This window comes from Streptomonospora wellingtoniae (assembly GCF_031845375.1).
Classification (GTDB): domain Bacteria; phylum Actinomycetota; class Actinomycetes; order Streptosporangiales; family Streptosporangiaceae; genus Streptomonospora; species Streptomonospora wellingtoniae.
In genome coordinates this window covers 114,393-139,836 of sequence record NZ_JAVREK010000010.1, presented here as the reverse complement: position 1 = coordinate 139,836, position 25,444 = coordinate 114,393, and the positions used below count along the sequence as shown (strand labels likewise).

General features: G+C 72.8%; 23 protein-coding genes. 15 read left to right on the top strand and 8 right to left on the bottom strand.

Going from position 1 to position 25,444, the window contains the following annotated elements:
- Nucleotides 1-99 precede the first annotated feature (99 nt).
- Entirely contained in the window at nt 100-279 is a 180-nt protein-coding gene (locus RM446_RS11690; protein ID WP_311545252.1) for a DUF397 domain-containing protein, read from the bottom strand.
- Nucleotides 260-1,075 (bottom strand): helix-turn-helix domain-containing protein, encoded by an 816-nt coding sequence (locus tag RM446_RS11685; protein WP_311545251.1) that lies wholly within the window; start codon nt 1,073-1,075, stop codon nt 260-262. Before RM446_RS11685 ends, RM446_RS11690 begins: the two co-directional genes overlap by 20 nt.
- 144 nt (nt 1,076-1,219) lie before the next feature.
- Here RM446_RS11685 and RM446_RS11680 point away from each other — a divergent pair, with 144 nt between their 5' ends.
- A complete protein-coding gene (locus RM446_RS11680; protein ID WP_311545250.1) occupies nt 1,220-1,486 on the top strand; it encodes a hypothetical protein in 267 nt (88 codons plus the stop codon).
- Between the two features lie 467 nt (nt 1,487-1,953).
- Nucleotides 1,954-2,622, top strand: a complete 669-nt coding sequence (locus RM446_RS11675; RefSeq protein WP_311545249.1) for a TetR/AcrR family transcriptional regulator — start codon at nt 1,954-1,956, stop codon at nt 2,620-2,622.
- Here the strand turns inward: RM446_RS11675 and RM446_RS11670 are convergent.
- Nucleotides 2,586-3,284, bottom strand: coding sequence for a FadR/GntR family transcriptional regulator (locus RM446_RS11670; protein WP_311545248.1), 699 nt, complete (start codon nt 3,282-3,284; stop codon nt 2,586-2,588). The two genes, RM446_RS11675 and RM446_RS11670, sit on opposite strands and share 37 nt — an antisense overlap.
- Before the next feature lie 157 nt (nt 3,285-3,441).
- On the opposite strand from RM446_RS11670, the gene RM446_RS11665 reads away from it, so the two are divergent.
- Entirely contained in the window at nt 3,442-4,716 is a 1,275-nt protein-coding gene (locus RM446_RS11665; protein ID WP_311545247.1) for a CynX/NimT family MFS transporter, read from the top strand.
- Between the two features lie 88 nt (nt 4,717-4,804).
- Here the strand turns inward: RM446_RS11665 and RM446_RS11660 are convergent, their stop codons facing one another.
- Together RM446_RS11660 and aceA are read right to left on the bottom strand one after the other, a co-directional pair.
- On the bottom strand, nt 4,805-5,671 hold the full coding sequence (locus tag RM446_RS11660) for a CPBP family intramembrane glutamic endopeptidase (protein ID WP_398694988.1): 867 nt from the start codon (nt 5,669-5,671) through the stop codon (nt 4,805-4,807).
- A 245-nt stretch (nt 5,672-5,916) separates the two neighbouring features.
- Complete coding sequence (gene aceA, locus RM446_RS11655; RefSeq protein WP_311545246.1) at nt 5,917-7,215, bottom strand: isocitrate lyase; 1,299 nt, start codon at nt 7,213-7,215, stop codon at nt 5,917-5,919.
- 217 nt (nt 7,216-7,432) lie between these two features.
- On the opposite strand from aceA, the gene RM446_RS11650 reads away from it, so the two are divergent.
- From RM446_RS11650 to RM446_RS11635, 4 genes are all read left to right on the top strand, one after another.
- Entirely contained in the window at nt 7,433-8,869 is a 1,437-nt protein-coding gene (locus RM446_RS11650) for a helix-turn-helix domain-containing protein (protein WP_311545306.1), read from the top strand.
- A 224-nt stretch (nt 8,870-9,093) separates the two neighbouring features.
- Nucleotides 9,094-9,957, top strand: a complete 864-nt coding sequence (locus tag RM446_RS11645) for a helix-turn-helix domain-containing protein (protein ID WP_311545245.1) — start codon at nt 9,094-9,096, stop codon at nt 9,955-9,957.
- Nucleotides 9,958-10,180: 223 nt separating this feature from the next.
- Nucleotides 10,181-11,419 (top strand): acyl-CoA dehydrogenase family protein, encoded by a 1,239-nt coding sequence (locus RM446_RS11640; protein WP_311545244.1) that lies wholly within the window; start codon nt 10,181-10,183, stop codon nt 11,417-11,419.
- Between the two features lie 118 nt (nt 11,420-11,537).
- A complete protein-coding gene (locus tag RM446_RS11635) occupies nt 11,538-12,431 on the top strand; it encodes an LLM class F420-dependent oxidoreductase (RefSeq protein WP_311545243.1) in 894 nt (297 codons plus the stop codon).
- 64 nt (nt 12,432-12,495) lie between these two features.
- Here the strand turns inward: RM446_RS11635 and RM446_RS11630 are convergent, their stop codons facing one another.
- Nucleotides 12,496-13,026, bottom strand: a complete 531-nt coding sequence (locus tag RM446_RS11630) for a GNAT family N-acetyltransferase (protein WP_398695014.1) — start codon at nt 13,024-13,026, stop codon at nt 12,496-12,498.
- Nucleotides 13,027-13,354: 328 nt separating this feature from the next.
- Between RM446_RS11630 and RM446_RS11625 the strand changes: the two genes are divergently transcribed.
- The 4 genes from RM446_RS11625 to RM446_RS11610 all read left to right on the top strand — a co-directional run bounded on the left by RM446_RS11625 (nt 13,355) and on the right by RM446_RS11610 (nt 16,199).
- On the top strand, nt 13,355-13,999 hold the full coding sequence (locus RM446_RS11625) for a TetR/AcrR family transcriptional regulator (protein WP_311545241.1): 645 nt from the start codon (nt 13,355-13,357) through the stop codon (nt 13,997-13,999).
- An 82-nt stretch (nt 14,000-14,081) separates the two neighbouring features.
- Nucleotides 14,082-14,429, top strand: coding sequence for an ArsR/SmtB family transcription factor (locus RM446_RS11620; protein ID WP_311545240.1), 348 nt, complete (start codon nt 14,082-14,084; stop codon nt 14,427-14,429).
- A 25-nt stretch (nt 14,430-14,454) separates the two neighbouring features.
- Nucleotides 14,455-15,063, top strand: coding sequence for an SRPBCC family protein (locus RM446_RS11615; RefSeq protein ID WP_311545239.1), 609 nt, complete (start codon nt 14,455-14,457; stop codon nt 15,061-15,063).
- A 101-nt stretch (nt 15,064-15,164) separates the two neighbouring features.
- Complete coding sequence (locus RM446_RS11610) at nt 15,165-16,199, top strand: LacI family DNA-binding transcriptional regulator (RefSeq protein WP_311545238.1); 1,035 nt, start codon at nt 15,165-15,167, stop codon at nt 16,197-16,199.
- 4 nt (nt 16,200-16,203) lie between these two features.
- Here RM446_RS11610 and RM446_RS11605 read toward each other — a convergent pair whose 3' ends face one another.
- Complete coding sequence (locus RM446_RS11605; protein ID WP_311545237.1) at nt 16,204-17,406, bottom strand: MFS transporter; 1,203 nt, start codon at nt 17,404-17,406, stop codon at nt 16,204-16,206.
- A 309-nt stretch (nt 17,407-17,715) separates the two neighbouring features.
- A complete protein-coding gene (locus RM446_RS11600) occupies nt 17,716-20,244 on the bottom strand; it encodes a HelD family protein (RefSeq protein ID WP_311545236.1) in 2,529 nt (842 codons plus the stop codon).
- 369 nt (nt 20,245-20,613) lie between these two features.
- Here RM446_RS11600 and RM446_RS11595 point away from each other — a divergent pair, with 369 nt between their 5' ends.
- From RM446_RS11595 to thyX, 4 genes are all read left to right on the top strand, one after another.
- Complete coding sequence (locus RM446_RS11595; RefSeq protein ID WP_311545235.1) at nt 20,614-22,878, top strand: anthranilate synthase component I; 2,265 nt, start codon at nt 20,614-20,616, stop codon at nt 22,876-22,878.
- Nucleotides 22,879-23,058: 180 nt separating this feature from the next.
- Complete coding sequence (locus RM446_RS11590) at nt 23,059-23,865, top strand: NAD-dependent epimerase/dehydratase family protein (protein ID WP_311545234.1); 807 nt, start codon at nt 23,059-23,061, stop codon at nt 23,863-23,865.
- Between the two features lie 65 nt (nt 23,866-23,930).
- Nucleotides 23,931-24,071, top strand: a complete 141-nt coding sequence (locus RM446_RS11585) for a GPGG-motif small membrane protein (RefSeq protein WP_311545233.1) — start codon at nt 23,931-23,933, stop codon at nt 24,069-24,071.
- Between the two features lie 448 nt (nt 24,072-24,519).
- A complete protein-coding gene (thyX, locus tag RM446_RS11580) occupies nt 24,520-25,317 on the top strand; it encodes an FAD-dependent thymidylate synthase (RefSeq protein WP_311545232.1) in 798 nt (265 codons plus the stop codon).
- Nucleotides 25,318-25,444 lie beyond the last annotated feature (127 nt).

The following is a 25,444-nucleotide window of genomic DNA, read 5'->3' as shown; positions in this document are numbered from 1 at the left end:
GGAACCGAGGACTTTAGCAGAGGCGGGCAGAGAGCGCCGAACCGAAGGAGAAAGCCCCCGGCAGGAGGTGTCGGGGGCCGTGGCGGGCGGTTCGGGGGTTTAGAGGGAGGGGAGTTCGGCGACGAAGGCGGCCCACTCGTGGTGGGGGAAGGTGAGGGGGCCGTGGTCGCGGTGTCGGGTGTCTCTTAGCTGGGCGGAGGTTTCCGTATCGGAGACACGGGCCTCGACGCACTCGTTCCGCACGCCGCTGTAGCTGGACTTACGCCATTGCCTGTCCATGTCGATCTCTCGCTTCCTCGATCACCTCTCGACTGTCAATCGGAGAGTACGCCCAACCCTGAAGCTCCCCGAACAGGATTTCGTGGCGTCGAACTTCCGCTTGATCGTCGATGATGACGGCGCCGCTGGAGTGCTCGACCCACAGGACCGATCGATGGGACGCGAACCCCAAGATCCTGTAGGCGCCGCCTGCGCCTGGTTGCACCGGCACCGATTCGCCGATCACTTGGATGCGCACCCGGTCTTCCCGGATCAGCTTGAGCAGATGCTCGCATTGTTCCAGCATCACCCCGGCTCCTCCGGTCGGCCGTGTGACCACCAGTTCGGGGATCACGGCCCAAAGGCGCGGAAGTCCCGCCGAGGTCATCTGAGTCGCTCGCTTCGCCTTGCGTAGGACGTGTTCTCGCTGAGTCTCAGGGCCGTCCAACGGTGCGAGGACCCGGAAGATCTCGGCAGTGTACTTTTCCGTCTGGAGTGCCCCCGGTATGAGGGTCGGGTGAGACATACGGATCTCCGCGGCACGCCGCTCCGACTCCTCGACCTTTCTCCACCATTCCGGGTTTCCACTGCTTTTCTGGACGGCCGACCAGGAGCGCATTACCGACCCGTTCGCCTGGTACAGCTCGTCGAGGTTCTCAGCGGACCGCTTGGACACGCTCCGGTCGCCGGACTCCTGCTTGCGGACAAGTGACGGAGTCACTCCCGTCGCATCAGCTGCGTCCTGAACGGATAGCCCGAGCTCCTTCCTCCGTATCCGCAGCTCCTCGCCGAAGGGCTTCCACGAATCTCGGTTCATAGGACAAGCCTGACACAAATCAAGGACATTCGTGGGACCGGTGGCCCCAATCCATTCCCGAGACTGTCCGTTTCCTAGGCTGCGCGGAACATCCCCGGGAGGCTGGTTGTGTCAGCAGAAACCCAGTTCACGACGGGGCGATCTATGTCATACACCGACTACTCCGACTTCCCAGTGGAAATACAAGTCCGGCTCATCGACCTCAATCGGGTCAATTCCATGTACCGGGTCTGGGCGTCGCGGAACGACGACGGCAGTTTCGGCGCCTACTACGCCAGCCTCCGCCCATACCTCAACCGCGCCGGCAGCCGGTTCGCTCCCACGCTCGGCTCGGAGTCCCACATCTGCCTGGAGCGTCTGCTCGACTTCCCGCCCGACCGCGTCCCGCCGCCGCGCCTGCCCTCGGAGTGAGCCGTGGAACAGCACACACCGCCAGCGCGGAAAGACCTGGACCTGCGGCCGCGCGCCTGGGACTGCCGCCTGTGCACCCGCGCCAACGAACCCGGCCGCGAGGTCTGCGGCTACTGCGGCAACCCCGAGGGGGCCAACCACACCCTGCCCCCGCTCCCCTGGAGTCCGGACGTCCCGCGGGTCCCGCACCCTCGGCGGGCCCCGCGGCTCCGGCCGCCTCAGGGGCGCCGCCCGCGCCGGCGCGCGCAGCGGGTTCGCCCCTACGTCGTGGCTCCCGCACCCCCCGGCCACGAAGGGCAGGCGCGGTAGGAAGCAGACCGAAACCTCCGGCCCCGCCGATGTGTCGCGCGCTACCCGCGCAGCGCGGCCGGATCCGGCTACAGGGCTTCGCCCGGTGCGCGCTACCTGCAGACTGGTGCGAACGTCTCAGCAGAGCCTCGGGTACAGTCATGGAGCCGGTGAACACGATGAGCGACGGGTCGGACGCGGGGGGCAACGGTGCGGCGGGCGCGGTCGGGGCGGGAGCCGTTTCGGCGCGCGGGCGGGCCACCCGGGCGCGGCTGCTGGCCGGTGCGCGCGCGGAGATCCTGGAGGGCGGCGGCACCCTCGAAGTGGCCGCGGTCGCCCGCCGAACCGGTGTCTCGGCCGGGCTGCTCTACCGCTACTACGCGGGCAAGGACGGCCTCGTGGCCGCAGTTGTCGACGACTTCTACGACGGCTACGATTCCGAGGTCTTCAACACCCGTCTCGACGACTCGCTGAGCTGGCCCGAACGCGAGCACGCCCGCCTTGGCCGGGAGATCGACTTCCTCTGCGACGCCCCGTTGGGCCGGATGATCATCGGGCGGCGGCTGCGTGAACCCGCTGCGGCGCAGACCGACGCTGAGCGCTTGGCGCGCCAGATCGACATCGCCGCGCGCAGCATCGCCAAGGCGCAGCGCGAGGGGGAGGTGGACGGCGCGTCCTCACCCCGCCTGGCCGCGGCCGCCACGCTGGGCGCGTTCCGCGAGCTGATGGCCGAGGCGCTCAGCGGCGACGCCGATCCGCCGCGCGCCGAGCTGCTGGAGGCGATGTGGCGGGTGGGTTCCAGCCTGCTTCTTCACTCGCCCGCGCGTGACAGCAGTTCGTCCAGGTAGCAGGCCGCCTCGCGCAGCGCCCGGTCCGGATCGCCCTCGCGGACGGCGTCGGCCAGCCCTTTGTGGTCGATGCCCTTGCCGGCTTCCTCTTCCTCGGTGTCGGAGCCGGGCAGGCCGTAGGCGGTGTGGGCGATGCTGTCGTAGACCGCCTGGGCGATGTCGTCGTACAGGTCGACCAGCAGCGGATTGTGCGTGGCGTGGACGATCGTGCGGTGGAAGGTGAAGTCGGCCTCGACGAAGGCGGCCATGTCGCCCTCGTTCCAGGCGGAGTCGCGCAGCGCCACGGCGTGCTCGATGTCGGCCAGGTCCCTGTCGGTGTGGCGCATCGCGGCCAGGCGGGCGGCCTCCATCTCCAGCGCCCGCCGCACCTCCAGGTTCTCGCGCAGCCGGGAGCGCTCCAGCCTGCGGCGCAGCGCCCCGCCCAACTCGCTGGAGGCCCGCACGAACGTGCCCGCGCCCTGGCGGATCTCCAGCAGGCCGGCGTGCGCCAGCGCGCGGACCGCCTCTCTGACGGTGTTGCGCCCCACCTCCAGCTGGTCGGAGAGCTCGGACTCGGTGGGGATGCGGTCGCCGATGCCCCACTCGCCCGAGTCGATCTGGGCGCGCAGTTGGCTGATGACCTGGTCGACGAGGCCGGTGCGGCGCGTCGAAGCGAGAGGCACGCGATTACCTCCTACGGGATGGCGGCCACAGGCGGCATGGCCGGTCGGATGTGCGGGCGCTTTAGGCGGGAGCTTAGATCAGATCCGGCCACTAGGCGTTACTCGCGCCGAATGCGTTACGGTCATGATGTAGATCCTGTGATCCCATCTCTATGTCATGGAGGCAAGCGTGACCGGCGCCTCAGCTGGGACTGCCGCGCAGTCGGCAGGCCAAGCCGGCCTCTCCGCGGCCGCCGACCGCCGCCCCCGCCGCGTCGTGTGGCTGCTCGTCGCCGGCGTGGCGCTGGCCGCGCTGAACCTGCGGACGGGCATCACCAGCGTCGGCCCGCTGCTGACCGAGGTGAGCAGCGGCCTGGGCATGTCCGCGGCCCTGGCGGGCGTACTGACGACACTGCCGGTGCTGTGCTTCGCGCTGTTCGGCTCGCTGACGCCCCTGCTCATCCGCAGGCTCGGCGAGCACCGGCTGCTGGCCGCCGCGCTGCTGGCGCTCACCCTCGGCCTGTCCACACGGACCCTGGTCGACGGTCCGCTGCCGTTCCTGGTGCTGAGCGCGGTGGCGCTCTCGGGCGGCGCCGTGGGCAACGTGCTGCTGCCGACGCTGGTGAAGCAGCACTTCCCCGACCGCGTGGGCGCGATGACCACCGTCTACACCACGTTCCTGGCGCTGGGCACCACCGTCGCGGCCGCGGCGACGGTTCCGGTGCAGCAGGCGAGCGGCAGCTGGCGGCTGGCGCTGGGCGTCTACGGCGCCTTCGGGCTGGTGGCGCTGGTCCCGTGGCTGGCGCTGCTGCGCCACGAGCCCCCGCGCAGCTCCGGATCGACCCCGGTGGCGCTCGGCCGGGTCCTGCGCACCGCCATGGGCTGGCAGAGCGTGCTGTACTTCGGTACGCAGTCGGCGGTCGCCTACATCATGTTCGGCTGGTACGCCGAGATGCTGCGCGACGAGGGCATGAGCGCGGCCGAGGCGGGGCTGATGCTGTCCTACCTCACGGCGCTGGCGATCCCCCTGTCACTCGTGCTGCCGGGGCTGATGGCGCGCGTGCGCGACCATCGCGTGTTCGTCGCGGTCTTCTTCGCCTGCTACGCGGCCGGGCTGACGGGGTTGTGGGTGTCACCGCTGGAGGGGACATGGGTCTGGACCACGCTGATCGGGATCGGCATGGCCGCCTTCACGCTGGCGCTGACGTTCTTCGCCGTGCGCACCCGCACCTCCGGCGCCACCGCCGCGATGTCGGCTTCCAGCCAGAGCATCGGCTACCTCATGGCCGGTGCCGGACCGTTCCTCTTCGGTATGCTGCACGAGGCGACGGGCGGCTGGCACGCCCCGCTGCTGCTGGTCGCGGCCATGGTCACCGCCAACCTGGCGGTCGGCCTCCTGCTGGGCCGCCCCCGCCACCTGGAGGACTCCCTGGCCCGGCACATTCGCCGTTGATCTTGTAGCTATCGTCACAGGCAATCGATTTCCCTCACGATAGCTACAAGATCAACGGGGTTGGGGGCCTGTGCGCGCGCGCCGTCGCCTACCCGCCCGAGCCCGGAAGCCAGTCGACGTGGCCGACCAGGTAGACCGAGCCGACGAAGGCCACGATGTCGATGAGCGAGTGGGCGACCACCAGCGGCATCACGCGGCCGTAGCGGCGGTAGATCCAGCAGAACACCAGTCCCATCACCAGGTTGCCGAAGAACATTCCCGCGCCCTGGTAGATGTGGTAGGTCGCGCGCAGCAGGGAGCTGGCCACCGCCGCGCGCATCGGCGACCAGCCCAGCCGGTCCAGGCGCAGCATCAGGTAGCCGACGACGATGACCTCCTCCAGCACGCCGTTCTTGACGGCCTGCAGGAGCAGCACCGGCACCGCCCACCAGTGGTCGTTGAGGGAGCTGGGCGCGACGGTCACCGACAGGCCGAGCTGGTAGGAGACCAGATACACCGCCAGTCCGCCACCGCCGATCAGGGCGGCCAGTCCGGCGCCGCCGAGAAGGTCGCGCCCCGGGCGGGTGGCGTCGAAGCCGATCGTGCGCGCCGACTCGCGGCTGCGGTGCATCAGGTAGACCACCAGCGCCACCGGGGCCATCGCGAAGACCAGGGACGCGAGCTGGCGGGAGAGGTCCAGCCAGGGCCGCTCGGCGGCCGCCTGAGAACCGACCAGGCTGGCCGTCTGCTGAGCGAGCGCCTCCGGGGCCGTCAGAGAGCCGACGAAGGAGATCAGCGCGGCCACCGCCGAGGCGGCCAGCGACAGGGCCAGCACGAGCAGGACCTCGCCGACCAGCATCCGGCGCGTCAGCGGGGCGGCCGCCAGAAGGGCTGGGGCCTCCGGCGGCGGGGACGACAACCCGTGGCCGCCGTCGGTGGACCGCCGGTCGCGCTCGTCGGAGGTGGGCTCGGACATGGTCCCGATGATCGCACGCCCCGCGCGGCCGCCCGCACGCAGGCCGGAGCAGGTGCGGGCACGTGCGGGGGCGCGTGCGGGTGACCGCATCCGGATCCCGGGCCGCCTCGGTTCCACCCGTGGGAGAAGAAGACGCCGGCCCCGCGGGTGACACGGATGCCGCGGGGCCGGCGGAGGGGACGGCGGACCCGCCGCGCCCCAGCCACGAAAGCGGGGCGGGCCGCCGTCGGCGGACGAGGACCAGATCAGTGAGCCGCTGAGAACTGGTCCTCTTCGGTGGAGCCGGTGAGAGCGGTGGTCGAGCCGTCGGGTGTGATCGCCGTGCTGACCAGGTCGAAGTAGCCGGTGCCGACCTCGCGCTGGTGGCGGGTGGCGGTGTAGCCGCGCTCCTCGGCGGCGAACTCCTGCTCCTGGAGCTTGACGTAGGCGCTCATGCCGCCCTCGGCGTAGCCCTTGGCCAGGTCGAACATCGAGTGGTTCAGCGAGTGGAACCCGGCCAGGGTGATGAACTGGAACTTGTAGCCCATGTGGGCCAGCTCGCGCTGGAACTTGGCGATGGTGGCGTCGTCCAGGTGGCGGCGCCAGTTGAACGACGGCGAGCAGTTGTAGGCCAGCATCTGGTCGGGGTGCTCGGCCTTGATGCGCTCAGCGAACTGGCGCGCCACCTCCAGGTCGGGCGTGGAGGTCTCCATCCACAGCAGGTCCGAGTGGGGCGCATAGGCCAGGCCGCGGGCGACGCAGGCCTCCAGCCCGTTGCGGACCCGGTAGAAGCCCTCGGCGGTGCGCTCGCCGGTGATGAACGGCGCGTCCTGCTCGTCGACGTCGCTGGTGATCAGCGTCGCGGCCTGGGCGTCGGTGCGCGCGATCACCAGGGACGGCACCCCGGCGACGTCGGCTGCCAGACGGGCGGCGTTGAGCGTGCGGACGTGCTGGCCGGTGGGGATGAGCACCTTGCCGCCCAGGTGGCCGCACTTCTTCTCCGAGGCGAGCTGGTCCTCCCAGTGGACGCCCGCGGCGCCGGCGGCGATCATGCCCTTCATCAGTTCGAAGGCGTTGAGCACACCGCCGAACCCGGCCTCGGCGTCGGCGACGATCGGCGCCATCCAGTAGGGCGCGTCCTCGTCGCCCTCGGACCAGGTGATCTCGTCGGCGCGCTTCAGCGCGTTGTTGATGCGCCGGACGACCTGCGGCACCGAGTTGGCCGGGTAGAGGCTCTGGTCGGGGTAGGTGTGGCCCGCCAGGTTGGCGTCGGCGGCGACCTGCCATCCGGAGAGGTAGATCGCCCGCAGCCCCGCGCGGACCTGCTGGACGGCCTGGTTGCCGGTGAGGGCGCCCAGCGTGTTGACGTAGTCCTCGGTGTGCAGGAGCTTCCACAGCCGCTCCGCGCCGAGGCGGGCCAGCGTGTGCTCCTCGGTGACCGAGCCGCGAAGCCGAACCACGTCCTCAGCGGAGTAGGTGCGCTCGATGCCGGTCCAGCGCGGGTCGGTCTCCCACTCCTGCCGGAGCGCCGCTGCCGCTTCCTGCTGACGACCGCTGATGCTCATGGTCTGTCACCGCCTTACGTGTATCCCCTGGAAGTCGTGCCGGCCGGGGACGGCGCCTGACAGGGGGCTCAGCTCCCCGCCGCGGCTATGTTCCCCGCCGGTAACTACGATTCTTGGCAAACTTGCCGGGATTTTCTAGCCGATCTGGGGTGAATATCTGTATATCTTTCCCTACCATGAACCCATGGCGTACTTCGGGACTGAAGAAATACCGTCTTTGCCGGGCGACCTCGATCTGGTCACCTTCGGGCAGAGGCTGCGGCATCTGCGCCGCACGCGCGGTCTGACCCTCTCCGACCTGGGCGAGCGGGTGGGCAGGGCGCCCTCGCAGCTCTCGCTGCTGGAGAACGGCAAGCGCGAACCCAAGCTCTCGCTGCTGACCTCGCTGTCGCAGGCGCTGGGGGTCTCGGTGGAGGAGCTGCTCTCGCGCCAGCCCCCGAGCCGGCGCGCGCAACTGGAGATCGCGGTGGAGGAGGCCCAGCGCGACCCCGTCTACCAGTCGCTGAGCCTGCCGCATCTCAAGGTCGGCAAGCGCGTGCCCAACGACGTGCTCGAACACATCGTCGGGCTCTACGACGAGCTCAAGCGGCGCAGCATCAAGCCCACCGCCACCCCCGAGGAGGCCCGGCGGGCCAACGCCGACCTCCGGCGGCAGATGCGCGAGCGCGGCAACTACTTCGAGGCGATCGAGAAGTCCGCGCAGGAGACCCTGGACGCGGTGGGCTACAGCAGCGGCGCGCTGTCCCAGGGCCAGATCCTGTCGATGGTGACCCACCACGGCTTCACCCTGCGCTACGTGCAGGACCTGCCCCGCTCGGTCCGCTCGGTCACCGACACCCGCAACCGGCGCCTCTACCTCAAGCGGGAGTCGCTGGGCATGCACAGCCCCCGCACGATCCTGCTGCAGACGCTGGGCCACTTCGTGCTCGGCCACGGGCAGCCGCGCGACTTCGCCGACTTCCTGCGCCAGCGTGTGGAGGCCAACTACTTCGCCGCGGCGGTGCTCATCCCCGAGTCCACCGCGGTGCCCTACCTGCAGGGGGCCAAGAAGGCGCGCGACCTGTCGGTGGAGGATCTGCGCGATGTGTACTCGGTCTCCTACGAGATGGCCGCGCACCGGTTCACCAACCTGGCCAACCGCCACCTGGACCTGGTCTGCCACTTCATCCGCAACGACGAGACCGGGATCATCTACAAGGCCTACGAGAACGACGGGCTCACCTTCCCCACCGACGACACCGGCGCCATCGAGGGCCAGCGGATGTGCCGCTACTGGTCGGGCCGCCAGGTCTTCGCCTCGCCGGACCGGTACTCGATCTACTACCAGTACACCGACAAACCCAACGGCACCCACTGGTGCGTGGCCCACGTCGACCCCAGCCGCGAGCGCAACTTCGCGATCACCCTGGGCGTGCCCTACAAGGAGTCGCGCTGGTTCCGCGGGCGCGAGACCACCAACCGCACCAAGTCCAACTGCCCCACCGGCGAGTGCTGTGTGCGGCCGCCCGGCGAACTCGCGGCCCGCTGGGAGGGCCACGTCTGGCCTTCCGCGCGCGCCCACTCCCACGTGCTCTCGGCGCTGCCCTCGGGAACCTTCCCCGGCGTCGACGAAACCGACGTCTACACCTTCCTGGAGCGCCACGCCGAGGAGTAGGCGCCGCCGCCCCGACGTACGCCGAGGCCCCGGACCGCGCAGCGGTCCGGGGCCGCACTTTGCCCGAATGTCACCGGGGCGGGCGATGCTGGTGGCGGGACCGCGGGTAGCGCCGGGTCGCAGGGTGAGGTGAGCGCGCGCGGCGCAGCGGATCGGGTGAGCGGGACCGCCGCGCGCGGCGCGGGGTCCGATCCACGGCACGGCCCGGGGCGAGGGGAGCGGCGATGGCCCACAGCGCAGGCGCCGGCGTGCAACCCGCGCTGGAATTCACCGCGGGGCGGGCCCACCCCGCCCTGGTGCCGCTCGTCTCGGGCTACCAGGGCTACCGCTACGACGCCGGGCACCCGGTGTGGCGGCGCGAGCCGCCGATGGGCGTGGTCACGGTGGTGCTCAACCTGGGGGCCCCGTTCGACGTCGGCTGGGTCGCCCGCGGGCCGGGCGCCTGCCACCGGGCGCGCGAGGCCACGGGGTTCGTGGCGGGTGTGCACGACACCGCCGCCTTCACCGCCGACGCCGGCGCCCAGTGCGGAATCGAGTTCGCGCTGTCCCCGCTGGGCGCCTATGCGCTGCTGGGGGCGCCCGCCCGCGTCTACGCCCGCGAAGTCGTCGACCTGGCCGAGGCGCTGGGAGCGGGCGCCGGCGGTCTGGTCGAGCGCGTCGCCGCGGCGCCCGACTGGAGCGAGCGCTTCGCCCTCCTCGACGCCGCGCTGCTGGAGCGCCTGGACACGGCCGCGCTGCCGCACCCCGACATCGCCCGGGCATGGTCGGTGCTGGCGGCCAGCCGCGGCCGCGCCGGCGTGGGCGAGCTGTGCCGTGCCACCGGCCGCAGCCGCCGCCTTCTCACCGCCGGGTTCGGCGAGCAGGTCGGGTTGCCGCCCAAGACCATGGGCCGCATTCTGCGCTTCCGCGCCGCGCTCGCGCGCCTGCGCGTTCGGGGTCCCGTCTCCCTCGCCGGGGTCGCCGCCGAATGCGGTTACTACGACCAGGCCCACTTCAGCCGGGAGTGCGCGGACCTGGCCGGCTGCCCGCCGTCGCAGCTGCGCGCCGAGTGGGCCGACGACCCCGCCCAGGGCGCCGCCGCCGGATGAGGCCGCGCCGGTGCGCCGGGAGGCGGGTCGCGGATCGGCGGGATGTCGCCGGAGGGCTGAGGTTGGGGCTGGGGCGCTATCCGGGTGCGACCACTCATGTTACCGTTGGTAACACTCGCCTGGTCGACCCGCTGCCGCCGGGTCCGGCCAGGCGGCGACCTCCCGCCCCCGTCGCCCCCGCCCCGCCGGGGCCCGGCACCAGGACGAGTTAGGACGAGTGCAGATGAGCGAGACCGCCGACAGCCCCGCTACCGGGTTCAGCCTCGAACTCGACGAGGACGTCCGCGACGTCCGCGACTGGGCGCACGGCTTCGCCCGCGACGTCATCCGCCCGGCGGCGGCCGAGTGGGACGAGCGCGAGGAGACCCCCTGGCCGATCCTGCAGGAGGCGGCCAAGATCGGGCTGTACTCGCTGGACTTCTTCGCCAACCAGTGGCTGGAGCCCAGCGGCGTGGGCATCCCCGTCGCCTTCGAGGAGCTGTACTGGGGCGACCCCGGCATCGCGCTGTCGATCACCGGCACCGCGCTGGCCGCCGTCGCCGTGGCCGGCAACGGCACCCAGGAGCAGCTCTTCGAATGGGCTCCGCAGATGTTCGGCGCCCCCGACGACATCAGGCTCGGCGCGTTCTGCTCCTCCGAGCCCGACGCCGGTAGCGATGTCAGCGCCATCCGCACCCGCGCGAGCTACGACGAGGCCGCCGACGAGTGGGTGCTCCACGGCACCAAGACCTGGGCCACCAACGGCGGTATCGCCGACGTGCACGTCGTGGTCGCCTCCGTCGATCCCGAGCTGGGCTCGCGCGGCCAGGCCAGCTTCGTCGTCCCGCCCGGCACCCCCGGCCTGTACCAGGGCCAGAAGTTCTCCAAGCACGGCATCCGCGCGTCCCACACCGCCGAGGTCGTCCTCGACGGCGTCCGCGTCCCCGGCCGCTGCCTGCTGGGCGGCAAGGAGCGCCTGGACGAGCGCCTGGCCCGCGCCCGCGAGGGCCGCCGGTCCAAGGGCCAGGCCGCGATGAAGACGTTCGAGGCCTCGCGCCCCAGCGTCGGCGCCATGGCTGTGGGCTGCGCGCGCGCCGCCTACGAGTACGCCCGCGACTACGCCGTCCAGCGCGAGCAGTTCGGCAAGCCCCTCGCCGAGAACCAGTCCGTGGCATTCACCCTCGCCGACATGGCCACCCGCATCGACGCAGCCCGCCTGCTGGTCTGGCGCGCCGCCTGGATGGCCCGCCACGACAAGGACTTCGCCCAGGCCGAGGGCTCGATGAGCAAGCTCTTCGCCAGCGAGACCGCCACCTGGGTCACCCAGAACGCCATCCGCCTCCTCGGCGGCAACGGCTACACGCGGGAGTACCCGGTCGAACGCTGGCACCGCGACGCCACCATCTTCACCATCTTCGAGGGCGCCAGCGAGATCCAGCGCCTGATCATCGGGCGAGCGGTCACCGGCCTGCCGGTGCGCTGACCCCTGCCCGGGTCGATGGGGGGGTCGGGCCGTGGGGACCGGCCCGGGCCGCGTGGCCCCGCGAACGCTTGCTGTGTCGCTCCTGTGCGCGTTCGGGGGCGGCGGTAGGCTCGGCGGCATGGCCGAAATCGACTTCAGTTCCCGCGTCGGTGTCTGGTGGACCAGCGACCGGTGGCCGATCAACGACGTGATCTCCCGCGCCCGCGAGATCGAGCGGCTCGGCTACGCCTCGCTGTTCTACGGCGAGGCCGGCGGCAAGGAGGCGTTCACGCAGGCCGCCGCGCTGCTGGGCGGCACCGAGCGGCTGGTGGTCGGTACCGGCATCGCCAACATCCACGCCCGCAGCTCCCCGGCCGCCGAAGCGGGCGCCCGCACGCTCGGGGCCCTGCACCCGGGCCGGTTCGTGCTCGGCCTCGGCGTCAGCCACGCCCCGCTGGTGGAGTTCAGCTACGCCGGCTCCTACTCCAAGCCGCTGAGCACCATGCGGGAGTACCTGCAGACCATGGACGCGGTCCGGCCCGAGGTCGAACCGGGCGGGCGGCGGCCGGCCCGGCTGCTGGCCGCGCTGGGCCCGAAGATGATCGAGCTGTCGGCCACCGCGGCCGAGGGGGCCCACCCCTACCTGGTGACCCCGAGGCACACCGCGGGTGCCCGCGAACTGCTCGGTCCCGACAAGTGGCTGGTCAGCGAGCAGGCCGTCGCCCTCACCACCGACCGGCAGACCGGTCTGGAGCGCGCGCACCAGCACCTTCGCGTCTACTCCCAGCTGCCGAACTACCGCAACTCCTGGCTGCGCCAGGGCTTCGCGGAGTCCGACCTGGTCGTGGGCGGCTCGGACACGCTGGCCGAGGGCATGGTCGCCATGGGCGGAACCGAAGCGGTCGCCGCGCACGTGACCCGGCACCTGGACGCTGGAGCCGACCATGTGCTCGTCCAGGTCCTCGGCGACGATCCCTCCGCCGACCCCCTGCCCGCCCTGCGTGAGCTCGCCCCGGCCCTCGGCCTCGGTTGAACACTCCGACCCCTCCGCCCCGGCTGCCCCTCACCGGCCGCCGCGGCGGCGGTGTCGGCGGCGCTCAATGCTCGCGGAGTCCCGCGCAGTCCCGCACGATCCCCAGCACGTCCAGGTCCAGGGGCTCCGCTCGCCGCGCCAGAAGGTACAGGCGGAGCTCCTCGCGCGACTCCTGCCGCACCAGGGTGAAGCCCTGCCGTTCGTAGTACCGCGCCAGGGCGGGGGCGTAGCACCCTCTCCTGACCCAGCAGCGCCCGCTCCTCGCCGCCCGGTCGACCGCCCACAGCGCGATCAGGGCCCCGGGCCCGTACTCCCGGTACGCGGGGTCGGTCGCGGTGCTGAACAGATACAGCGAGGGCTCCGCCGCCTCTGCGGCGGTCCAGTCCCTCGCGGGAGCCCGGGGAAGGACCGTCGTGCACCCCACCGTGCGCCCGCCACCGTCGCCGAGCACCCACATTGCGCCGCGGGCGGCCTGGCCGGCGAGATCCTCGACGCTCTCGCGCCACGACGGGATGCCGCGCTCCTCCATCCAGTCGCAGCGCGCGCGGATCATCGCCGCCACGCCGGAGACGTCGCCGCCGGTAGCGGGGCGCATCGTGAACACGGGCCGTCCTCTCAGCGGCCTCGACGGCCGATGGCCGCGAGGGCGCTCACGTGCGGGCCCGGGAGGCAATGGATCCCGGGCATGTCCCTCCGTCAGGGCACCCGGGGGTGGCCGGGAGCGGCGGCGCGCGTCGCGCTCCGTCGCGCGGGCCGGCGGCCAGCCTACGGCCGCCCGCCGCCGCGCTGCCGGGCCGACGTCCGACGCGCACCGGTGTGTCGCCGGGTCCGCCTGCATCAGCAAGCCTCCGGCCCCCGCCTGCGCAGGACCGGGGGCGGGACCCCTCCTGCGCGGGCGGGCGCCGGGCGCTAACGTCGGACGGGTGGCATCCCATCCCGCACCGCAGGCCGCCGGCGCCGGCCGTCGGCGCAGCCCCGAGCGCCGCCGCGCCATCCTCGACGCCGCCGACCGCGTCATCCAGCGCGACGGCCCCGACGCCTCGATGTCGGCCATCGCCGCCGAGGCGGGCATCAGCAAGCCGATCCTCTACCGCCACTTCGGCGACAAGAGCGGCCTCTACCGCGCCCTCGCCCGGCGGCACGTCGACCCCCTGATGGAGCGCGTCCGCGGCGAGCTGCACGGCGGGTCCTCGCTGCGCGTGCGCGCCCGCGCGACCGTGGGCGCCTACCTGGGCATGATCCGCGGCAACCTCAACCTCTACCGGTTCCTCATGGACCGTGCCACGTCCGAGGACCCGCTCACGCGCGGCGACCTCGGCATGATGGTGCGGCGCCTGGGCGAGGAACTGGCCGGCGTGCTCCGCGACGACCTGCGCGTGGCCGACCCGGTGCGCGCGCAGATCACCGCGCACGCGGTGGTGGGCATGGTGCAGGCGGCGGGGGAGTGGTGGCTGGAGCACCCGGAGGTCGCCCCCGACACCGTCGTCGACGACCTGGCCTCCGCGGTGGTCGGCGCGATCGCCGGCCACGGCCCGGCGGGCGAGGTGGGCGGCGACGCCGGAACGTGAGCCGAGCGCCCGATCCGTTGCGCGGAAGGCCCTCGCTTCTATTGCTTGACAGTAATATTCCTATGGGTGCATATTGGATTCCATGGAGAGGGTGTTCGAGGTTCTGAGCGAACCCAACCGGCGCCGGATACTCGACGTCCTGCGCCGCGGCGAGCGGCCGGTCGGAGACCTGGTCGACCGGTTGGGCGTCAGCCAGCCCACGGTCTCCAAGCATCTGCGCACGCTGCGCGAGGCGGGCCTGGTCGAGTCCCGTTCCGACGCGCAGCGCCGCCTCTACCGGCTGCGCACCGAACCGCTGCGCGAGCTGGACGCGTGGCTGGAGCCCTACCGGATGCTGTGGGAGTCCCGGCTCGACGACCTCGAACGCCACCTCGCGACCATGGACGATGACCGCGACGACGGGCCCCGGCGGCCGCCCGAGGGCGGCTGAGGCGGGGCCGGCAGGGGGTGCCGGCGTGCATACAGGCGACGACTCGCGAGACCCGCGCACAGCGGGCGCAGCAGGCGGAACGGACCGCGGACCGCGCGCGGATCGGCAAGCGGACGCAGAGGAGGCCTACGGGCGCCTCGCCCAAGCGGGTGAGCGGTGGACGGTGCGCCTGGTGCGCCGCCTGCCGCATCCGCCGGAGAAGGTGTGGCGGGCCATCACCGAGCCCGAGCACCTGGCGGCCTGGTTCCCCAGCCGCATCGAGGGCCCGCGGGAGGCGGGCGCCGAGCTGCGGTTCCACTTCGAGGGCGTCGACGAGCCCATGCCGGGCCGGATGATCGTCTACGACCCGCCCCGCCTGCTGGAGTTCGACTGGGCCGGCGACATGCTCCGCTTCGAGCTGCGCCCGGACGGCGCGGGCACCGAGCTGGTCTTCTCCGACACCTTCGACGAACTGGGCAAGGCCGCCCGCGACACCACGGGCTGGCACGTCTGCCTGGACGCCCTCGCCGCCCACCTGGAGGGCGAGCCGCCGCGGTTCGCGGGCCGGTTCCGCGCGCTGATGGACGACTACACCGCGCGGTTCGGCCCCGAGGCCGGCACCATCGGCCCGCCCGAGGGAGCGCAGCCGGACTAAGCGAGGCCGCGCCGCGTCCGGCTGGAAGCCGCTGACCGGGCGGCGCCGCCCGGTCGGCGGCCGCGCCTTCCGGCTCCCGCGCGCGGGACTAGGCTGTCGGTGTGAGCAACGGCAGAGCGCCCACCAGCCACGACGTCGCCCGGCTGGCCGGGGTTTCGCAGTCGACCGTCTCGCTGGTCTTCCGCGGTGCCGCCAGCGGGCGGGTCGGCGAACGCACCCAGCGCGCCGTGCTCGACGCCGCGCGGGAGCTGGGGTTCAGGCCCAACGCCGACGCCCGGCGGCTGCGGATCGGCGGCCCCCGCATGGTGCTCATCGCCGTGCCCGACATCGTGAACCCGTTCTTCGCGCGCGTGTTCACCGGCGCGCGCGCCGTCGCCCGCGAGGCGGGTTTCCAGGTCGTGCTCTCCGTGCAGCGCGACCTCGACTCGGTCGCCGCCGACGTGGCCGGACAGCAGATCGACGCGGTGCTCGCCTGCTCGCTGGAAGACGGCGGGAGGCCGCTGGAGGACCCCGTGCCCGCGGTGGTGCTGGACGCCGAGCCGCCGCAGGGCCAGGGATCGGTCCGGTTCGACATCGCGCCCGCGCTGACCGCACTGGTCGACCACCTGCACCGGCTCGGCCACCGCCGCATCGCCCACCTCCGCTCGGAAGTGCGCACCGCCACCTTCCGCGAGCGGACCGAGGCGGTCGACGCGGCCTGTGAGCGGAACGGCATGACCCGGGTGCACACCTCCTGCGCGCTGGATCCCGACTCGGCGCGCGCGGCGGCATCGGTGCTGCTGGCCGACCGCACGGGGCCGGGCGGACGTCCCGGCTTCACGGCGGTGGTCTGCGACGACGACGTGCTGTCCGTCGGCGTCTACAAGGCGGCCGCGGACGCTGGCCTCTCGGTCCCCGCCGACCTCTCGGTCACCGGCATCGACGACGTCGACCTCGCGACCGCCGTCACGCCGGAGCTGACCACCCTTCACCTGCCCGGCGAGGAGTTGGGCGCGACCGGGATGCGCCGGCTCATCGCGCGGCTGGAGCGGGGAGCCGAACGGGGAGGCGAACGCGCCGCGGAGACGGAGTGCGTGCGGCTGCCCGCGCGGCTGCTCATCCGCGGCTCGACGGCGCCCCCGGCGAACGCGGGGTGACCCGTCACGCCGAGGCCGCCTCCTCCGGTGCCTCCACCGCCGCGCGCCCGCCGCCCACACGCAGCGAGAGCAGGGCGGCGGTCGCCGTCACCGCAGCGGTCACGGCGAATACGCCGAGCGCCCCGGCTTCGTCGGCCGCCAGGCCGGCGAGCGCCGTGCCCAGCGCGCTGCCGCACATGAACACCGAGATCAGCCAGGAGAACGCCTCGGTCGTGGTCCCCTGCGGCGCCAGACGGCCCAGCAGCAGGAACGTGCACGCCAGGGCGGGCGCGAGGAACAGCCCCGACAGCGCCGCCAGCACCGCCATCAGCGCGAGGCCCGGCATCAGCAGCAGCGGCAGGTAGCACAGCGCCAGCCCGCCCAGCAGGATTCGGAACCGCCGCGCGGGAGGCAGCGGGATGCGGAGCGCACCGTAGGCCAGCCCGCCCACGAGCGCGCCGAAGCCGTTGGCGCTGAGCAGCAGCCCGGAGACGTCCCGGCTGCCCGCTTCCTCGGAGTAGGCCACGGCGCCGACCGCCAGCGCGCCGAGCGCGGCGCCGACGAACACGAAGCACACCAGGACGCGGCGCACCTGCGGCTCCATCAGCGGGCCCAGCCAGTTGGCCTCACGCGGCACCGGGCGCCACCGGCGCACCGGGCGCAGTGCGGAGAAGGCGCCCGCGCCTGCCACCGTGATCAGCGCGGTGGCCAGCACCGCGTGCATCGGCAGGAACAGCGCGGCCACAGCGCTCACGAGCAGAGGAGCGGCGACGAAGATGACCTCCTGCAGCGCGGCGTCCAGCGAGTAGGCGGTCTCCCGCTCGCGTTCGCCGGTCACCAGCGTCGGCCACACCGAGCGCAGGCACGACTCCAGCGGCGGGGTCAGGGCGCCGGCGACGGCGGTCAGCGGCAGGGTCGCCGCCAGCGGTGCACCGGGGGCCAGCGCGAGCGCGACGAAGGCGGCGCCGGAGACGGCGCCGCTGATCACGAGTACGGCGGACTGGCCGTGGAAGTCGACGATCCTGCCCAGAACGGGGCCGCCGGCGGCGGTGCCGACACCGTAGGCGGCGATCAGCGCGCCGACGACGCCGAAGTCCACGCCCTCGTGGCGGAACAGCAGCGTCAGCGCGAGGACCGCCATGCCGTTGGGGAGCCGGCCCACGATGCTGGTCGCCAGAGCCGCGCAAACGTGCGGTTTTCGGAGCAGGGCCAGGTACGACTGCAGCACGGGGGTTCCGTTTCCGGTCGGGGCGCGATTGCGAAGTACTACGTAGTACGAATGGCAGCAGGTTCGCACACCGGGCGTGCGAGCGGCAAGAGTGGGGCGGGCCGCTCCCGCCTGCGGTGGAGGGGGCGCGCTCGCACGCCGCATCGCCGCCGATCTTGTAGCTATCGTCACTGGAAATCGTTTTAACTCACGATAGCTACAAGATCAGCGGAGGCCGGTCGCCGGGAGGTTGATCAGGTGCGGCATCCGGTGCTCGAACCCGCCGCCGGTCTCAGGGGGCCGGCGCCCGGCCGACTCGGGGCGAGAGCCTCAGCCCCGCGCTTGGGAGTGCCGGTCCCGGTCCCGGTCCCGGTCCCGCCGGCCCGCACCGGGCGCAGCGGCGGCCGCGTCCGCTCCCGCCTCCGGCCCCGGATCCCGCCCGTCCTGCGCCTGCAGGCGGGAGAGCATCCCGGGCAACCCGTCCTCGTGGACGACGGTCAAGCGGCGGGTGGCGCGGGTGACGGCGACGTAGAGGTCGCGCCCTCCCGACGCCGAGGCGGCCAGGATGCCTGACGGGTCGACGACCACCACGGAGTCGAACTCCAGGCCCTTGCTCCCGGCGGGTGTGAGCACGGCGACGGGGTGGTCCAGGGCGTCCGGGCCGGCGTCGGCGGCCGCCTCCGGCAGCAGCGCCGCCACATCGGCGTGCCTGTCCGCCGGGGTGATGACGGCCAGCCGGCCCTCGCCGATCTCCGCGAGCTCCGCGGCCACCAGGCCGGGCAGGCGCTCGGCGAGCCCGTCCGACCCGTCGGCCGCCGCAGCGCCCGCTCCGTCGACCCGCACCGCACGCGGCAAAGCGCCGCCGTCGCGCACCGACTCCGGCACCCGCTGATCGGGGGCGATCTCGGCCAGCACGTCGGCGGCCACCGCCATGATCTCGGCCGGGGTCCGGTAGTTCACCAGCAGGTGCTCCACGTGCAGCCGTCCGCCGACGTAGCGCCCCAGCATGTCCTGCCACGATCGGGCGCCCGCCGCGCTTCCGGTCTGGGCGAGGTCGCCCACCACCGTCAGCGACTTGGCCGGAACCCGGCGCATGACGGTGCGCCAGGCCATCTCCGAGAGCTCCTGCGCCTCGTCCACGATCACGTGGCCGTAGGCCCAGGTGCGGTCGGCCGCCGCGCGCTCGGCCGTGGTCCCCGCCGGCCCCCGCTCCTGGCGCTCGGCGAGCCCGGCGGCGTCCAGCATCCCCTCCTGATACAAGCCGGTGTACTCCAGCACGCCCTGGGCGTAGCGTTCGGCCTCCTTGCGCTTGTGCCGCTCCGCCCGCTCGCGCGCCCGCTCCTCGCTGCCGTCGGTGCCGAGCAGTTCGGCGGCCTCGTCCAGCAGCGGGACGTCGCCCGTCGTCCAGGGCGAGTCGGCCGGGCGCAGCAGGGCGCGCCACTCCTCCTCGGCCGGACCCGGCCCCTCCGCGAGGCCGGCGGCCCCCGCGGCCGCCGGGGCGAGCGTCCCCGGGTCGCTGAGCAGTTCGCCGACGAGGCGCTCGGGCGTCAGCAGCGGCCACAGCCCGTCAACGGCCGCGCGCACCGCGGGATCGGCCCACAGCGTCTCGCGCGCATAGGCCGTATCCTCGTCGGTTCGCAGCGGCGCGTTGGAATCCTCCAGCTCCGATCGGCCGGTGTCGCCGGCCGCGTCGAGCAGTTCCTCCGCCTCGCGCAGCGACTCCTCCAGCCACGCGTCCTGCGCGCGCGCCAGCTCCCACAGCATCTCGTCGACGAACAGCCTGCGCGCCCGGTTGTGTGGAAGGCCCGGTTCCCGCGCCCGGTCGCGCAGACGCTCACAGGTCGCGCGGGGGACGCGCAGGTCGATGCCGTCCGCCCGCACCACCAGGTCGCCATCGGGTACGCGCTGGCGGTCGGCGACGGCGGCCTCCAGGACGGCCGCCATGCACAAGGCACCCTTGACGGCGGCGGCTCCGGCGCCGTCCTCGGCGGTCGCGGCGACGCCCGGGTACAGTCGGCCCACGGTCTGCACGACCACGTCGGTCTCGCCGAGAGAAGGCAGCACCCGCCCGATGTAGCGCAGAAACGTCGGATTGGGGCCCACAACGAGCACGCCGCGGCGCTCCAGGACCTGGCGGTGCGTGTAGAGCAGGTAAGCGGCGCGGTGCAGCGCGGCCACGGTCTTGCCGGTACCCGGCCCGCCCTGGACGACCAGCGCGCCCGGCAGCGCGGCGCGGATGACGCGGTCCTGCTCGGCCTGGATGGTGGCGACGATGTCCCCCATGCGCCCGGTGCGTCCCCGGCTCAGCGCGGCCAGCAGCGCCGCCTCGCCGACCAGGGAGCGGCGGTCGTCCTCGGTGAGTCCGTCGAGGTCGAACACCTCGTCGTCGAGGCCCACGACCGCGCGGTCGCGCACGTGCAGGTGGCGGCGGCGCACCAGGCCGTCGGGCGAGGAGGGCGCGGCGGCGTAGAAGGGGCGCGCGGCGGGCGCGCGCCAGTCGATCAGGATCGGCTCGTGGTCCTCGTCGCGCAGGCCGACGCGGCCGATGTAGCGGGTCTCCGCGGCCCGAGGGGCGCCACCGCCGAGGTCGATGCGGCCGAAGCACAGGCCGTTCTCCACGGCGTTCAGCCGCGCCAGGCGCACGGCGTTCTCGTCGGCCCGGGCCTCGCGCTCGGTTTGGGCGGCGTAGCCGCCGCCTCCGCCGCGGGCGAGGGCGTCGGAGAGGCCGCGGGAGGTCCGGGCGCGCAGCTCGTCCAGCCGCGCATAGAGCCGGTCCACGTAGTCCTGCTCGGCGCGCAGGGCCACAGCTCGGCCGCCGCTGTCAAGACCGCTGTGGTGAACGTGTTGATCCTCTGTCATGTCGGTGGTATCCTTGAACTGAGGTGCGTACGTTCTTTGTGTTGTGAGCTATCCGTAGAGCGTACCAGGGCGGCGAAGCATTCCCTCGGGGCCCGGATCCTTCCCCGGCGATCCGCAACGGCCCGTACGCGGTTCCTTCGGCGCCCGCGCCAGCCCAGCTTCGCGCATCCTTTCCGATGCGCTATGCTCTGCCCCATGCGAATCGCACCCGCCCGCCGACAGTGGTGGCGCCGCTCCTAGGCGGCGCTTGCAGGTACGCGATATCCCAGCTCAGCCCAGCGGCCGCCCGTACCGGCGGCCGCTTTTCGCGTTTTCCGGCCCCGGTCCGGCGCGGCTCCACACGCACCAGCCCAGCGCAAAGGACCGGCCGTGACCACACCTGACGCCACCGCCACCCCCCGGCAAGCCTCGGAGCCCGAACGCAGCGCCTACCGCACCGGCGGCGGTATCGCCGTCGAACGCACCGCCGCCCCCTGCGACCCCGGCGCGCTCGCCGAACTGGTCGCCTCCGTCGAGCACCGGCGCGGCGGAGTGCTGTCCTCAGGAATGGAGTACCCCGGCCGGTACAGCCGCTGGCACATGGGCTACGTCGACCCCTGCCTGGAGATCGCCGCGCGCGGCCGCCGGCTCACCGCCACCGCTCTCAACGACCGCGGCCGGGTGCTCCTGCCCCTGATCGCCGCGGCCTTCGCCGAGCACGGCGACGCCTCGCACGCGGCCGGCGGGTCCGTCGAGGTCACGGTTCCCGAGCCCGACGGGTTCTTCGCCGAGGAGCAGCGCAGCCGCCGCCCCAGCGTCTTCTCCGTCCTGCGCACGGTGACGACCCTGTTCTCCGCCGCCGACGACCCCCACCTCGGGCTGTACGGCGCCTTCGGCTACGACCTGGCCTTCCAGTTCGAACCGGTCGAACCGGTCCTGGACCGCGACGCCGCCGACCGCGACCTGGTGCTGCACCTTCCCGACGCCGTCATCGTCCACGACCGCAAGCGTGAGAGCTGCCTGCGCTACACCTACGAGTTCACCGTGCCCGAGTCGTCCGGCGACCACCCCGCCGACTCCGCCAAAACGCACGCGGCGCCGCGCGCCACCCGCGGCCTGGAGCGCGCCACCGAGCCCACGCCCGCCGTGCGAAGCGCCGAGGTCCCGCCCCAGCCCGAGCCCGGCAGCTACGCCCGCATCGTCGCCGAGGCCAAGAAGCGCTTCGCCCGGGGCGACCTGTTCGAGGTCGTCCCCGGCCACCGCACCTACGGCGCCTGCGAGTCCCCGGCCCGCTTCTACGAGCACCTGCGCACCCGCAACCCCGCGCCCTACGAGTTCTTCTTCAACCTGGGCGGCGGCGAGTACCTGGTCGGCGCCTCGCCGGAGATGTTCGTGCGGGTAACCGGCACGCCGGGAGAGGGGCAGCGGGTCGAGACCTGCCCCATCTCCGGAACCGTCCGCCGCGGCGACGACGCCTTCGGCGACGCCGAGAACATCCGATCCCTGCTCACCTCCGCCAAGGAGGAGTCGGAGCTGACGATGTGCACCGACGTCGACCGCAACGACAAGTCGCGGGTGTGCGAACCCGGCAGCGTGCGCGTCATCGGCCGCCGCCAGATCGAGATGTACAGCAGGCTCATCCATACCGTCGACCACATCGAGGGGCGGCTGCGCCCCGAGTTCGACGCGCTGGACGCCTTTCTCACCCACATGTGGGCGGTCACGGTCACCGGCGCGCCCAAGACCTGGGCGATGCGCTTCATCGAGCAGCACGAGACCACCCCGCGCCGCTGGTACGGCGGCGCCGTCGGCGTCATCGGCTTCGACGGGTCGATGAACACCGGGCTCACGCTGCGCACCGCCCACATCCGCGACGGTGTCGCGACCGTGCGCGTGGGCGCCACGCTGCTCCACGACTCCGACCCCGACGCCGAGGAGCGCGAGACCTTCCTCAAGGCCCGTGCGCTGCTGGAGACCCTGGCGCTGGACGAGGCCGCCGACGCGGGTTCCGCTGAGCCCGATGGGGCGCCGGAACCGGCCGCCGCGGCCGAGCCCGCGGGCGCGGGCATGCGGGTCCTGCTGGTCGACTACGAGGACTCCTTCGTCAACACCCTCGCCGACTACATGCGCCGCCACCGGGCCGAGGTCACCACCGTGCGCCACGGCTTCGACCCCGCCCTACTCGATGAGCTGGCCCCCGACCTGGTCGTGCTCTCGCCCGGGCCGGGCCTGCCGACCGACTTCGGCGCCGCCGGGCTGCTGGACGAGCTGGACGCGCGCGGCCTGCCCGTCTTCGGCGTGTGCCTGGGGCTGCAGGCCATGGTCGAGCACGCGGGCGGCGACCTGCTGACCCTGGACGAGCCCGTCCACGGCAAGCCGGGGCGCGTGCGCGTCGTCGGCGGCGACCTGCTGGACGGGCTCGGCCTCGACGGGGGGTTCGACGCGGCGCGGTACCACTCCACCTACACCACGCCCGAGCGGGTGAAGGGCTTCGCCGTCACCGCCGTCGTCGAGGGAGCGGGCACCGAGCCCGTGGTCATGGCCGTCGAGGACGCCCGCGCGCGCAAGTGGGCGGTGCAGTTCCACCCGGAGTCGATCCTCTCCGCGAGCGTGGGCGAGGAGATCATCGAGCGGGTCCTGCGCATGGCGCGCTGAGCGGCCGTCCGGGCGCGGGCGCCCGCACCCGCACCCGGACCGCTCACACCCGGACCGCTTGCGCCCGCGCCCACCGCTGGACCGCCGGTCGGGGCGTCGGCGTGTTCGACGGGGACCGGTTCGTCCTCGACGCGCCCGGCCATGTGCCCAGCACCCCGCCTTCCCCATAGGCTCGAATGCATGGACGTGAAACTTGGCAGGGTCGTGATCACCGGAGCGGCGGGCAGGATCGGCCCCACCGTGCGCGAGGGACTGCGGGAGGACGCCGACCACCTGGTTCTGGTCGACACCGCCGACATCCAACCCGAGGACGGCGCCGAGACCGCGGTCGAGGCCGACATCGGCGACCGCGCCGCTCTGTGCGAGGCGTTCAGAGGCGCCGACGCGGTCGTTCACCTCGCCGCGATCACCGACGAGGCCGGCTTCGACGACCTGCTCGACGCCAACGTGCGCGGCACCCTCAACGTCCTCGAGGCGGCGCGCCGGGCCGGGGTGCCTCGCGTCGTGCTCTTCTCCAGCAATCGCGTCACCGGCAACTACCCCATCCACCACCACGTCTTCCCCGACGAGCCGCCCCGCCCCGACGGCTTCTACGGGGTCACCAAGGTGGCTGCCGAAGCGCTGGGCCAGCTGTACGCCGACACCTTCGGCCTGGAGGTCGTCGCGCTGCGCGTCGGCTCCTTCGAGGAGCAGCCCACCGAGACCCGCCACCTCGCCACCTGGCTCAGCCCGCGTGACTGCGTCGGGTTCGTGCGCGCCGCGATCACCGCGCCCAACGTGAACTTCGTGGCGGCCTACGCGGTCTCGGGCAACGCTCGCAGATTCTGGGACCTCAGCGTCGGAGAGAGCGAGCTGGGGTACCGCCCGGTCGACGACGCCTCGGTCTATGCCGGCGACTTCCCCGACGACGACCCCTTCTGGCACGGCGGGCCGCAGGGCGGCGACTTCGCGGGACCCGAGGCATTGCTTCCTCACCTGGGGGAATGACCTCCGCCTGCGCCGAACGCGCACTCGGGCGTTAGGCGAGCACCGCCGGGGATAGTAGCGGGGTCATGGGTATAATCATGCTGATTCTCGGAATCGTCCTTATTGTCGCAGGCGTCTTCGCACTGGTTCGCCGCCAGATGCTGTGGGGCATCGTACTGATCGTCGTCGGCCTGATCGTCGCCCCGGGGATCTCCTACCTGGGTTGAGGACCGCGGCCCCCTCGGCCGCACCCCCTCGCGAAGACCGCTACCCGGCTCGGGCCGCCGTCCTCGGCCCGCCTCCGGGAGGCGGCCCGGCCGCGCAGGAACCGGCGGGCCGTCCTCCAGGCCGTGGAACCACCGAATCGCTGGAACCGCGGGAGCCATCGGACCACCGCAATCTGCGGATGCCGCAACCACCGGACGGCCGGGCCGTGCAGGCCCTGCCCCGCCTCGCGCCGGCCGTCCCCACCCCCTCCGCGCAGGCCCCGCCGCCGCGACGGCGCGGCACGGGGCCTGCGCCCATCGTCCCCGCGCTTTGCTACGTTCGGACGGACACCGCCGCTCGGACCACCGCCGGCGCCGCCTGCCGCGGCCGACGGCGCCCCAACGGATGCGGCGGGTCACCGCACGCAAGCGCCGGGCCGCCGGGCCCGCCGATGGGGGAGTCAACACGGTGAAGAGCGTCGAGCCCGAGGTCCGACTGATCGCCCGCCCGCAGTTGGACTACGACGAGGTCGCCGGCTATCTGGCCGAGGTCGGCGGGCGGAGCTGGCTGGAGCGGCTCGACCGCGGCGAGCTCGACTCCTCACTGAACGACCCCCAGAACCTCGCAGAGTTCGCCGGACGCCTTTGCTACCGCTCCTGGGAGCCGGGCCTCAACCCCAACGTCACCCGGGTGCGCACCGACCAGGACCAGTACCTCGGCAACCTCCTGGCCAGCATGCACGGCTCCGTCCTGGAGCACATCAGCTTCAGCTTCGTGCTGCACAACGTGAGCAGAGTCCTCACCCATGAGCTGATTCGGCATCGCCCCGGCACCGCGATCTCCCAGGAGTCGATGCGGTTCGTGCGGCTGGAGGACCTGCCGTTCTGGTTCCCCGACTGGGCCAAGGACGATCCCGAGCTGATGAAGCGCGCCACCGAGATGCTCGACCAGATGGAGCGCTTCCAGCTGTGGATGGCCGAGCACTTCGGGCTCGACGAGGAGGGCGTCAAGTTCGCGGAGAAGAAGCACCGCACGTCGTTCATGCGCCGCTTCGCCCCCGAGGGTGTGGCCACCGGCCTGGTGTGGACCGCCAACGTCCGCACCCTGCGCCACACCCTGGAGGCCCGCACGGCTCCCGGCGCCGAGGAGGAGATCCGCCTGCTCTTCGGCAAGATCGGCGAGGCCATGCGCGAGGAGGCCCCGGCCCTGTTCAGCGACTACGAGGTGGAGGACGGGGCCTGGATCCCCAAGTGGCGCAAGGTCTGAGTCGCAAGAGCGGCGACGAGTCCGTCCCGGTCGAGGTCCGCGGCACCAGCCCGTGCCGGATGCCGCGCGCGGGCCTCACGGCGTAGGTGGGCGACGGCCTCGCGCCATCTGTCCGGCAGGATCTCTC